10 protein-coding genes and 4 tRNA genes are annotated in these 10931 nt (G+C 64.7%); 4 read left to right on the top strand and 10 right to left on the bottom strand.

Translation table 11 applies throughout. The features are described from left to right. Positions 1-27 precede the first annotated feature (27 nt). On the top strand, positions 28-399 hold the full coding sequence (gene crcB / locus FYM52_RS00070) for a fluoride efflux transporter CrcB (protein ID WP_154162590.1): 372 nt from the start codon (positions 28-30) through the stop codon (positions 397-399). A 212-nt stretch (positions 400-611) separates the two neighbouring features. Further along, positions 612-1496 carry a TIGR00730 family Rossman fold protein gene (locus tag FYM52_RS00065; protein ID WP_154162589.1) on the top strand — a complete coding sequence of 295 codons (885 nt, stop codon included), beginning with the start codon at positions 612-614 and terminating at the stop codon, positions 1494-1496. Positions 1497-1588: 92 nt separating this feature from the next. On the opposite strand, the gene FYM52_RS00060 is transcribed toward FYM52_RS00065, so the two are convergent. The 6 genes from FYM52_RS00060 to FYM52_RS00035 all read right to left on the bottom strand — a co-directional run bounded on the left by FYM52_RS00060 (position 1589) and on the right by FYM52_RS00035 (position 8547). After that, positions 1589-2800 carry an MFS transporter gene (locus tag FYM52_RS00060; protein ID WP_162524603.1) on the bottom strand — a complete coding sequence of 404 codons (1212 nt, stop codon included), beginning with the start codon at positions 2798-2800 and terminating at the stop codon, positions 1589-1591. Between the two features lie 5 nt (positions 2801-2805). Beyond that, on the bottom strand, positions 2806-4224 hold the full coding sequence (rmuC, locus tag FYM52_RS00055) for a DNA recombination protein RmuC (RefSeq protein WP_154162587.1): 1419 nt from the start codon (positions 4222-4224) through the stop codon (positions 2806-2808). 101 nt (positions 4225-4325) lie between these two features. Beyond that, complete coding sequence (locus FYM52_RS00050; RefSeq protein WP_154162586.1) at positions 4326-5330, bottom strand: D-glycerate dehydrogenase; 1005 nt, start codon at positions 5328-5330, stop codon at positions 4326-4328. A gap of 3 nt (positions 5331-5333) precedes the next feature. Beyond that, complete coding sequence (locus FYM52_RS00045; protein ID WP_154162585.1) at positions 5334-6743, bottom strand: sodium:proton antiporter; 1410 nt, start codon at positions 6741-6743, stop codon at positions 5334-5336. Next, positions 6740-7954, bottom strand: a complete 1215-nt coding sequence (pncB, locus tag FYM52_RS00040) for a nicotinate phosphoribosyltransferase (RefSeq protein ID WP_154162584.1) — start codon at positions 7952-7954, stop codon at positions 6740-6742. The genes FYM52_RS00045 and pncB overlap by 4 nt, the downstream gene beginning before the upstream one ends. Before the next feature lie 140 nt (positions 7955-8094). Beyond that, a complete protein-coding gene (locus FYM52_RS00035; RefSeq protein ID WP_154162583.1) occupies positions 8095-8547 on the bottom strand; it encodes a thioesterase family protein in 453 nt (150 codons plus the stop codon). Positions 8548-8794: 247 nt separating this feature from the next. Between FYM52_RS00035 and FYM52_RS00030 the strand changes: the two genes are divergently transcribed. Beyond that, positions 8795-9349, top strand: a complete 555-nt coding sequence (locus FYM52_RS00030; RefSeq protein WP_154162582.1) for a phasin family protein — start codon at positions 8795-8797, stop codon at positions 9347-9349. A gap of 274 nt (positions 9350-9623) precedes the next feature. Next, positions 9624-10382 carry a 3-hydroxyacyl-CoA dehydrogenase gene (locus tag FYM52_RS00025; RefSeq protein WP_154162581.1) on the top strand — a complete coding sequence of 253 codons (759 nt, stop codon included), beginning with the start codon at positions 9624-9626 and terminating at the stop codon, positions 10380-10382. Positions 10383-10503: 121 nt separating this feature from the next. On the opposite strand, the gene FYM52_RS00020 is transcribed toward FYM52_RS00025, so the two are convergent. From FYM52_RS00020 to FYM52_RS00005, 4 genes are all read right to left on the bottom strand, one after another. Then, positions 10504-10580: transfer RNA gene (locus FYM52_RS00020), tRNA-Asp, on the bottom strand. A gap of 48 nt (positions 10581-10628) precedes the next feature. Continuing rightward, positions 10629-10704 (bottom strand) — tRNA-Glu (locus tag FYM52_RS00015). 41 nt (positions 10705-10745) lie between these two features. Beyond that, positions 10746-10821 (bottom strand) — tRNA-Ala (locus FYM52_RS00010). Between the two features lie 11 nt (positions 10822-10832). Beyond that, positions 10833-10909, bottom strand: a tRNA-Asp gene (locus tag FYM52_RS00005). Between the last annotated feature and the right edge of the window lie 22 nt (positions 10910-10931).

Below are 10931 nucleotides of genomic sequence, written 5' to 3'. Positions count from 1 at the left end.
GATGCCGATTTCATACCCCACCACACCATGCTGCATGTGATTGCCATCTGCACCGGAGCCTGCCTCGGGGCTTTGCTGCGCTGGCGCCTGGGCCTGTGGCTCAGTGCCCCCGGCGGCCTGCCATGGGGCACCTTGCTGGCGAATGCCATCGGCGGCTACGGCATTGGGCTGGCCGTGGGCTGGCTGAACGCCCTGCCCCAGCTGGATCCGGTCTGGCGCCTGGCCATCGTCACCGGTTTCCTGGGCGCGCTCACCACCTTCTCCAGCTTCTCGGCCGAGGTCGTGGGCATGCTCCAGGCCCAGCGCTGGGGCCTGGCCCTGGCCTGGACGGTGTCGCACCTGACCGCCTCGCTGGCGCTGACCATCGCCGGCCTGGCCACGGTGCAGGCCCTGCGCTGACGCAGGACCACCCAGCCCTTCCCTCCGCCCAAGGCGTGGGCCCTGCTGCGCCCATGTCCAGGCGACCGGCTGGGCAACAGCAACACGGACAGGTCACGCCGAACCGGGGGCGGCCACTGTAAATCCACAAAGCCAGCATTCATCTTGGTCGCTGGGGGCCTGCAATCTGCGAAGATCAGGCCTTGTTCCCGTGACAGTGCAATTGGAGATTTATGGACGCGATGACTTCCCTGCATGAGCGCTCGCTGGCCGAAGAGCTGGCACCGCTGGATGCGCCCGCCGCCGTGCGCGACAGCGTGGTGGCAGACCCCATGTTGCCCGACGCCTACCGCCTGGCCTTTGCCGACCCCGAGTTCATGGCCCGCCGCGAAGCACGCGGCATCCGCTTCCAGCTGGAACTGCTCAAACCCGACCTGGGCCACCAGGCCCACGGCATTGAACACACGGTCGTCGTCTACGGCAGCGCCCGCTTTGTGGATGCGGCCACGGCGCAAGAACGCCTGGCCCTGGCACAGGCCAGCGGCGATGTCGCCCAGATCCGCACCGCCGAGCGCGACGTGCGCAATGCCCAGCGCTACGAAAGCGCACGTGCCTTCGCCCACCTGGTGGCCGAACACAGCCAGCGTCAGCCCAAGGACAAGCGCATCTACATCTGCACCGGCGGTGGCCCGGGCATCATGGAAGCCGCCAACCGCGGCGCCTACGAAGCCGGCGCAGCCAATGTGGGGCTGAACATCCTGCTGCCGCACGAGCAGCAGGGCAACCGCTACATCACGCCGGAGCTGTGCTTCAAGTTCCACTACTTCGCGCTGCGCAAGATGCATTTCATGATGCGCGCCAAGGCGCTGGTGGCCTTCCCCGGCGGCTTCGGCACCATGGATGAGCTGTTCGAGGTGCTGACCCTGGTGCAGACCACCAAGGTCAAGCCCGTGCCCATCATCCTGTTCGACCGCGCGTTCTGGCAGAAACTGTTCAACTTCGACCTGCTGATCGAGGAAGGCATGATCTCCCCGCAGGACGTGGACCTGTTCCACTTCGTGGACACGCCCGAAGCGGCCTGGGCCATCATCAAGGACTTCTACAGCCTGCCGGACTGAGTCCGCGCCGCCTACCTGGCGCTGGGCAGTCGCCCCTTACACCAGCAAAAAGCGACCCTGTGGGGTCGCTTTTTTGATGCCGGCGTCCGGTGTCAGTCGCAGTGGCGCTCGGGCTGCGGCGGCAGGTGCTCGGGCTTCAGGTCGTGCTGTCCCATCAGCCAGGGCAGGCGCGCGGCGCTGCCCACAATGGCCCCCACGGCCCAGAACAGGGCCGACACCCCGACCACGGTGCCAATCGAGCCAAACAGCACCGGCATCACCACGCTGGAGCCATTGATGGCCATCATGCGCAGGCCCAAGGCCTCGCCCTGGCGGTGCGCCGGGGTGATCTGGTGGATCATGCTCATCACCATGGGCTGTACCGAACCCAGCACCAGGCCCAGCACGACGGAGCAGCCCATCATGGACCAGGCCCCCGGCATGAAGGGGTAGGCGATGAAGAGCACGCAGGCACAGACCATGGCGCCCAGCACCACCTTCCATTCGCTCAGGTGCTCGGACAGCAGCGGGATCAGCACGCGGATGGCAGCCGCCGCAATCGCAAACGCGCCCAGGATGGTGCCGATCACCGAGGCCGACAGGCCGCGCTCATGCCCCAGGATGGGCACGACAAAGGTGTGCACGTCCCAACACGACGACAGGGCCCAGTTCATCAGCAGCAGGCGGCGAAAGCCCTGGTGCTGCAGCATGTCCCAGGCCGTGCCGGAGCGCGGCGAGGTGGGGGGCGGCTCGCTGGCGTGCTCCGGCACCGTGCGCACCCACAGCCAGGCACTCAGCGGCAGCAGCGCCATCAGCAGGAAGGCCGCACGAAAGCCCGTGGTGCTGGCCGCCTCGCCGCCCGCATAGTCGATCAGCAGGCCGGCCATGAACGGCCCCAGGAAGTTGGAGACCGCCGGGCCAATCGCCAACCAGCTGAAGACCTTGCGCAGCGTGACCTTGTCGTGCGCCTCGCGCCCCACATGGCGCTGCAGGGCGATGATGGCGGCCCCCGAGGCCCCGCCGCTGAGCAGCGCCGCCAGGCACAGCACCGGGTACACCGGGAAGATCACCGCCAGCCCGGCGCCCAGGCTGGCCGCCACCACGCTGATGGCCAGCGGGCGCTTGAGCCCATGGCGGTCCGCGTAGCGCCCCGCGGGCAGCGACAAAAACACCTGGGTCAGCGCAAACAGCGCCAGCAGCACGCCGACCGCCGCCGGGCTGTAGCCCTCGCGCAGGGCCAGCAGCGGGGTCGCCATGCGCATGCCCGTCATGCAGGCATGGATGGAGATTTGCGCCAGGATCAGGCGCAGCAAGGATCCATTCACAAGATTCATTCGTCCTCAGAATCCGCCACGCCCCCCAAGGACGGTGACGGTGCACGGCCTTGCGGCAGTGCGGCAGGCGATGCGGCCGCCAGCGCTGCCGCATCGGGCAGCTCCTGCACGTCGCGCAGCTTGCGCTGGATGGCGCGGGTGCGCACGTCGACCTGCTCGAACTTCTTGGCCGCCGCATCGATGGATTTGCGCGTCGCCTCGACCACCTCGCCAAACTTAGCGAACTCGGTCTTGACCTGGCCCAGCACCCCCCAGACTTCGGAGGAACGCTGCTCGATCGCCAGCGTCTTGAAGCCCATCTGCAGGCTGTTGAGCATGGCGGCCAGATTGGCCGGCCCGGTGATGACCACGCGGCACTCATTTTGCACCGCTTCCACCAGGCCGGGGCGGCGCATCACCTCGGCAAACAGGCCTTCAGTGGGCAGGTACATGATCGCGAAATCCGTGGTGTGCGGCGGCGCCACGTACTTGGCGGCAATCTTGCGCGCCTCGCCGCGGATGGAGCTTTCCAGTGCCTGGCCCGCCGCGGCCATGCCGGCCTTGTCGGCGTCGTCCATGGCGTTCTGCAGGCGCTGGTAGTGCTCCACCGGGTACTTGGCGTCGATGGGCAGCCACACCGGCTGCGCACCATCGCGCCCGGGCAGACGGATGGCGAATTCCACCAGCTCGTTGCTGTCCGGCACGGTCTTGACGTTCTTGGCGTACTGGTCGGGCGTCAGCACGTTGTCGATGATGGCGCCCAGCTGCACCTCGCCCCAGGTGCCGCGCGTCTTCACATTCGTCATCACGCGCTTGAGGTCGCCCACACTGCTGGCCAGGGACTGCATCTCGCCCAGGCCCTTGTGCACCTGCTCCAGCCGGTCGCTGACCAGCTTGAAGGATTCGCCCAGGCGCTGCTCCAGCGTGGCGTGCAGCTTCTCGTCCACAGTGCGCCGCATTTCCTCCAGCTTGGCCGCGTTGTCGGCCTGGATGGTCGCCAGCCGCTCGTTGAGCGTGCCGCGCAACTGCTCGGCCGACTGGTGGCTGTCCTGGTTCAGGCGCTGCAACTGCTGGCCCAGGGCCTGCTGCAGCTGCGTGAAGTGCTGCTGCAGCTCCTGCCGGCTGTGGCGCGCCTCCTGCAACTGGCGCTGCATGTGGGCGTCCACCAACTGGCGCAGGCTGTCGGCTGCCGTGGTCTGGTTCTGGCCCAGGCTGTGCACCAGGCCTTGCACCTGCTGGCCCAGGCCGGTCAGTGCGCCCTCGCTTTTGGCCACGGCCATCTGCGCCAGCTGCTGGGCGCGCTCCAGGTGTTCCAGGCGCTCCAGCAGGTCCAGGTCGGCCGGCTGGGGGCGCGGTTGGAACCAGTGCAGCAATTGCAGCAGCACCACCGCCAGCAGCAGCGCCAGCAACACCCAGGGCATCCAGTCCACGTGCATTCCTTTATAAAAACAGAGCTGGCAGCGCAAGCCAAAACTTGCATTCAGGCACTTTCATGCCTGAAAAGCAGGATGGGCAAGCGCCGCCAGCTCCTATTTTTTCACACTGCCCAGCGCGCAGCGCGCGCGGTGGCATCCGGCGCGTTCACCGGGGTCAGCGGCGCCTGCCCGCCCAGCACGGCCACCAGGTTGTCGGCCGCCAGCCGGCCCATGGCGCGGCGCGTGGCCACGGTGGCGCTGGCAATGTGCGGGGTCAGCACCACATTCGGCACCGTCAGCAGCGCGGGGTGGACCGAGGGCTCGCCCTCGAACACGTCCAGGCCGGCGGCGGCAATCTGGCCGGCCTTCAGGGCCTGTGCCAGGGCGGCGTCGTCCACAATCCCGCCGCGCGCGATGTTGATCAGCGTGGCCGTGGGCTGCATCTGCGCCAGCTCGGCTGCGCCGATGGTGTGGTGGTTCTCGGCCGTGTACGGCAGCACCAGCACCACATGGTCGGCCGTGCGCAGCAGTTCGTCCTTGCTCACATACCGCGCCTTGCATTCGGCCTCTAGCGCGGGCGACAGGCGCGAGCGGTTGTGGTAGATCACATTCATGCCAAAGCCGTGCGCGCCGCGCTTGGCAATGCCCTGGCCGATGCGCCCCATGCCGATGATGCCCAGCGTGCTGCCGTGCACCTCGGCCCCGGCAAACATGTCATAGCTCCATTTGGTCCACCGGCCGGCGCGCAGGTAGTGCTCGCTCTCCGTCACGCGCCGGGCCGTGGCCATCAGCAGCGCAAAGCCGAAGTCGGCCGTGGTCTCGGTCAGCACATCGGGCGCGTTCGTGCCTTGCACCCCGGCCTGGGCCATGGCGGCCACGTCGAAGTTATTGAAGCCCACGGCCATGTTGGCCACCACCTTGAGCTGCGGGCAGGCGGCCAGCAGGGCCGCATCAATGCGCTCGGAGCCGGTGGTCAGCACGCCGTCCTGGCCCTGCAGCTGGGCAGCCAGCTGCGCGGGCGACCAGACAGTGTCCGCCGCGTTGGTCGTGACGTCAAAGTGCTGCTGCAAGAAGGCCACGACCTGGGGGTCGATGGCGCGGGCGATGAGGATTTTGCGACGCGACATGGCTTAGAGGAACCAGATGTAAGTCATCACCACGAACAGCGGGATCAGGATGGCCGTGGACCACAGCATGTAGCCGAAGAAGCTGGGCATGCGCACGCCGCGGTCTTCGGCAATCGCCTTGACCATGAGGTTGGGCGCATTGCCGATGTAGGAGTTGGCACCCATGAACACCGCCCCTGCCGAGATGGCCACCAGCGTCGGCGCCAGGGCCGTCATCAGCACGGCCGGATCGCCGCCGGCGGTGTTGAAGAACACCAGGTAGGTCGGCGCGTTGTCCAGGAAGGACGACAGCGCCCCCGTGGCCCAGAAGTACATGGCGATGTTGGGTGTTCCGTCAGGGTTGGTCACCGCACGCACGACGGCACCGAACGGGCCGTCCACACCGGCCTTGAGCATGGCGATGACGGGGATGATGGTCAGGAAGATGCCGGCGAACAGCTTGGCGACCTCCTGCATCGGGCCCCAACCGAACTGGTTGTCGGCATGCACCTGCTTGGGCGTCAGCACCAGCGACAGCAGTGCCACCCCGATCAGGCCGATATCGCGCACCAGGCCGGGCAGGCCCACTTCGGTGCCCAGGATGTCGAAGGCCACTGCGCTTTTCCACATGCCGCTCAGCAGCACCAGGCCGACCACGGCACCCAGCAGGGCAAAGTTCAGCTTGCCGTCAAAGCCCAAGGGCTCGCGTGCAGCCTGCGCAGGCTGCGCCACGGCGACGTCGCCACGTGCCATCCAGCAGTCCAGCACAAAAAACAGCGCCAGTAACGCACCGATCAGGAACAAGGCCTGGGGCCAGATGTGCAGCAGGGTCCAGCTGAAGTCCACCCCCTTCAGAAAGCCCAGGAACAGCGGCGGATCGCCCAGGGGCGTCAGCGAGCCGCCCGCATTCGAGACGATGAAGATGAAGAACACCACGATGTGCACCACCTTGCTGCGGTGGGCATTGGCGCGGATCAGCGGGCGAATCAGCAGCATGGAAGCGCCGGTCGTGCCCATGAAGCTGGCGAGCACCGCGCCCAGCGCCAGGATGACCGTGTTCAGCACCGGCGTGCCCGTCAGGCTGCCGCGGATGTAGATGCCACCGGCCACCACGTAGAGCGCCGTCAGCAGGATGACGAAGGGCAGGTACTCCGCCAGCAGCGCATGCACAAAGCTGACCGCCGCCGCGCCCGCCCCGTGCATGAGCACCAGGGGCACCAGGAACGCCAAGGCCCACGCGGCGGTGATCTTGCCGAAATGGTGGTGCCAGATGCTGGGCAGCAGCAACGGCATCAGGGCAATCGACAGCAGCAGGCCGGCAAACGGCACGGCCCACCACAGGGCCAGGCTGGCACCGTCCAGTTCGGCCGCCTGGGCCAGGGCGGGCAAGGCCGCCATACAGCCTGCCACGAGGGCAGCGCGCGCATATTTCATTCTTTGGTCTCCTCGGGAATCTCGAACACCTGGCGCAGATAGGCCAGGTATTTCTTGTCTTCGCACATGCTCTTGCCCGGCGTGTCGGACAGCTTGGCCACCGGCTGGCCGTTGCAGCGCGTCATCTTGATGACCACCTGCAGCGGCGCGTAGCCCAGGTCGTTGGTCAGGTTGGTGCCGATGCCGAAGGCCAGCTGGCAGCGGCCATGGAAGCGCTGGTACAGCTCGATGGTGCGCGGCACGGTCAGCGCATCGCTGAAGATCAGCGTCTTGTTCAGCGGATCGACGCGGTGGTTGCGGTAGTGCTGCAGCAAACGCTCGCCCCAGGCGAACGGGTCGCCGCTGTCATGGCGCGCGCCATCGAACAGCTTGCAGAAATACAGGTCAAAGTCGCGCAGGAAGGCACTCATGCCATACACATCGGACAAGGCAATGCCCAGATCGCCCCGGTACTCCTTGGCCCAGGACTCGAAGCCGAAGACCTGGCTGTCGCGCAGGCGCGGGCCCAGGGCTTGGCAGGCCTGCAAGAACTCGTGCGCCATAGTGCCCAGCGGGGTGATGCCCAGGCGCATGGCATACAGCACGTTGCTGGTGCCCGCGAACTGCCCGGGGCCATGGCCCGGGGCCGGGCGCTGGGTGCCCGTGCCCAGCTTGCCGCACAGCACGCGCAGCACCTCTTCGTGCCAGGCGCGGCTGAAGCGCCGGCGCGTGCCGTAGTCGGCAATCTTCAAGCCCTCCAGGCCGTCACCCCGCAGCAGGCGGATCTTTTCATCGAGGCGGCGGCGCCCCTCCAGAAAGTCGGGTACGGGCTGGGTGTTGCGGAAGTACACCTCGTTGACGATGGCCAGCACCGGGATCTCGAACGGAATCACGTGCAGCCACGGGCCGCGGATGGCGATGTCGATCTCGCCATTGCTTTGCGGGGTGATGGTGATGTACTTCTCGTTCAGCTTGAACAGGCTGAGGAAGTCGACAAAGTCGCTCTTGATGAAGCGCAGCGAGCGCAGGTAGGCCAGCTCGGCATCCTGGAAGCGCAGCTGGCACAGGGCCCGGATTTCGTCCCGGATTTCCTGCACATAGGGCGCCAGCTGCACCCCGGGGTTGCGGCACTTGAACTTGTACTCCACCTGAGCCCCGGGAAACTGGTGCAGCACCGCCTGCATCATGGTGAACTTATACAGGTCGGTATCAAGCAGACTGGTAATGATCATGGCGTGCGGCGCAAGGGCGAAAGCCACAGTGTAGGCCAATCCCTGGCCTGGCTACGGCAGAACATCTGCACCCAAACCCACGTTTGCCCTTGATGCACAGGCGCAGACTGCTATCGAATTCAAGGATGCTGGCAGCGCGCCTAGGCGGCCAGCGGCTCCAGGGCGGCGCGCAAGGCGGCAGGCAAGGCGCAAGGCCGCCGCGAGGCCTTGTCCACGTACACGTGCACAAAATGCCCCACGGCCGCGGCCATCTCCTCCCCCTGGGCGAACAGACCGATTTCATAGCGCACGCTGCTGTTGCCCAGCTGGCTGACACGCAGCCCGGCTTGCACAGTCTGCGGAAAAGCCAGCGGGGCAAAGTAGTTGCACTGGGTCTCAATCACCAAGCCGATTGTGCTGCCGTGGTGGATGTCCAGCGCCCCCTGCTCGATGAGGTAGGCGTTCACGGCGGTATCGAACCAGCTGTAATACACCACGTTGTTGACATGGCCGTACACGTCGTTGTCCGACCACCGGGTGGGGATGTCGCGAAAGACCCGGAACGCCGTGCGGGGCAAGGGCGCGGGCCGAGGGAGTTGGGGCTTGCTGGTCATAGGCCATGATTGTGCAAACGCCAGGCCCCGGTGGCCGCCCTGGAGGCGACAACCTCGGGTAAACACCCAGAAAAACAGCCGGTTACAGGAAAGGTGGCCGTTCATACCTTTTTTTGCTGCATTGCACAAAAAAGTGCTTGCACCGATGTGAAGCTTGCTTAAAAATACATCCATGCTGCGCTGCAACATAGAGTTTGAAGTTTCAGGTGCAGCTGCACTCCCCCTTTTCATCAGTAAGGAGATCACCATGGCACTCACACCTGAACAACTCATCGCAACCCAAAAGGCCAACCTGGAAACCCTGTTCGGCCTGACCACCAAAGCCTTCGAAGGCGTGGAAAAGATTGTGGAACTGAACGTGGCCGCTTCGCGCGCCGCCCTGACCGAAGCCGCCAACCACACCCAGGCCCTGCTGAACGTCAAGGACGCACAAGAGCTGCTGGCGCTGCAAAGCAGCCTGTTCCAGCCTCTGGCCGAAAAGACCGCGGCCTACAACCGCCACCTGTACAACATCGCCACCAGCACCAGCACCGAGCTGAGCAAGACGCTGGAAGCCAAGGCCGGCGAGTTCCAGCAAGGCTTCAACAACCTGGTGGAATCGACCGCCAAGAACGCCCCTGCCGGTTCCGAAACCGCCGTGGCCGTGATGAAGAGCGCCGTGTCTGCCGCCAACAACGCCTTCGAAAGCGTGCAAAAAGCGGTCAAGCAAGCCTCCGATCTGGCCGAAGCCAACCTGAAGGCCGTGTCCGCCACCGCCGCTTCGGCCACGCAGGCCGCCGCGACCAGCAGCCGTAAAAGCTGATTTGCAAAGACTTTGATCAATCATCTAGACAAAGTCTAGGGTTTACCCTAGAATACATACATTGACCTGTTCTTCAGGTCCCCAGTTGTCTCCTTGGATCCTCTCGAAACCCCCGTTTCTTGGATCCCTTCAAGCCCGGTTTTTGACCGGGCTTTTTTTTACCCCTGCATTTGCGCATCGCGACCGATGTCCCTCCACGCACCTTGGGTGCTGGTATTTGGCTGCCACCGCTCTCATAATTGACGTTTACGTCAACGAAATATAAGGAGCATACATGGACATCCAAGGCAAGGTCTTCATCGTCACAGGGGGTGCGTCCGGCTTGGGCGAAGGCACGTCACGCATGCTGGCCGCCCATGGCGCCAAGGTGGTGGTGGCCGATATGCAGGCCGACAAGGGTCAGGCCGTCGCGGCAGAGATCAACGGCCACTTCGTGCGCTGCGACGTCAGCAGCGAGGCCGATGGCCTGGCGGTGGTGCAGCAAGCGACCGCACTGGGCAAGCTGATGGGTCTGGTGAACTGTGCAGGCATCGCTCCCGCTGAAAAGACCGTGGGCAAGCACGGCGCTCACAGCCTGGCGCTGTACCAGAAGGTGATCACGGTGAATCTGGTGGGTAGCTTCAACATGATCCGCCTGGCTGCGGAGGCCATGAGCCAGAATGAACCCGAAGCCACGGGCGAGCGCGGCGTGCTGATCTCGACCGCCAGCGTGGCCGCCTATGACGGACAGATCGGCCAAGCGGCGTACGCGGCTTCCAAAGGCGGTGTGGTCGGCATGACCCTGCCGATTGCACGCGATCTGGCACGCAGCGGCATCCGCAACATGACGATTGCCCCGGGCATTTTTGGCACCCCCATGCTGTTCGGCATGCCCCAGGAAGTCCAGGATGCCCTGGCTGCAGGCGTCCCCTTCCCCAGCCGCCTAGGCACCCCGCAAGACTACGCCAAGTTGGTGAAACACATCATTGAAAACGACATGCTCAATGGCGAAGTGATTCGCCTGGACGGCGCGATTCGCCTGGCTCCACGCTAATCGGCGCAAAGCGACAACCCCAAAGCCTCTTGAATGAGGTTTGGGTTGCACAAAAATCGGCATCTCAGCTACAAAGCAAAAAGCCGCATTTATCGAAATAAATGCGGCTTTGGTATTTATATGGCGGAGTGGACGGGACTCGAACCCGCGACCCCCGGCGTGACAGGCCGGTATTCTAACCAACTGAACTACCACTCCTGGCAGGAAGCTTTGCTATTTTTTAGATAGCTACCAGCGCTTCAAACTTGGCGACCCTACGGGGATTCGAACCCCGGTACTCACCGTGAAAGGGTGATGTCCTAGGCCTCTAGACGATAGGGTCAATTCCTAGAACTTCTGGCTTTGCAGCCAGCCGTCAAAATTTGGTGGAGGTAAACGGGATCGAACCGATGACCTCTTGCATGCCATGCAAGCGCTCTCCCAGCTGAGCTATACCCCCAAGGGAATCTGTGGCGGAGTGGACGGGACTCGAACCCGCGACCCCCGGCGTGACAGGCCGGTATTCTAACCAACTGAACTACCACTCCTGGCAGGAAGCTTTGCTATTTT

Origin of the sequence: Comamonas sp. CAH-2, from assembly GCF_009668305.1 — a bacterium.
GTDB lineage: Bacteria > Pseudomonadota > Gammaproteobacteria > Burkholderiales > Burkholderiaceae_C > Comamonas > Comamonas aquatica.
The sequence above is the reverse complement of the archived record's forward strand: the minus strand, read 5'-3'. Positions and strand labels throughout refer to the sequence as shown.

Bases quoted from the DNA above. Each gene is read 5' to 3' on its own strand.
- crcB (WP_154162590.1), top strand. From the start codon at position 28: ATGCTGCATGTGATTGCCATCTGCACCGGAGCCTGCCTCGGGGCTTTG.
- FYM52_RS00065 (WP_154162589.1), top strand. From the start codon at position 612: ATGGACGCGATGACTTCCCTGCATGAGCGCTCGCTGGCCGAAGAGCTG.
- rmuC (WP_154162587.1), bottom strand. From the start codon at position 4,224: ATGCACGTGGACTGGATGCCCTGGGTGTTGCTGGCGCTGCTGCTGGCG.
- FYM52_RS00050 (WP_154162586.1), bottom strand. From the start codon at position 5,330: ATGTCGCGTCGCAAAATCCTCATCGCCCGCGCCATCGACCCCCAGGTC.
- FYM52_RS00045 (WP_154162585.1), bottom strand. From the start codon at position 6,743: ATGAAATATGCGCGCGCTGCCCTCGTGGCAGGCTGTATGGCGGCCTTG.
- pncB (WP_154162584.1), bottom strand. From the start codon at position 7,954: ATGATCATTACCAGTCTGCTTGATACCGACCTGTATAAGTTCACCATG.
- FYM52_RS00035 (WP_154162583.1), bottom strand. From the start codon at position 8,547: ATGACCAGCAAGCCCCAACTCCCTCGGCCCGCGCCCTTGCCCCGCACG.
- FYM52_RS00030 (WP_154162582.1), top strand. From the start codon at position 8,795: ATGGCACTCACACCTGAACAACTCATCGCAACCCAAAAGGCCAACCTG.
- FYM52_RS00025 (WP_154162581.1), top strand. From the start codon at position 9,624: ATGGACATCCAAGGCAAGGTCTTCATCGTCACAGGGGGTGCGTCCGGC.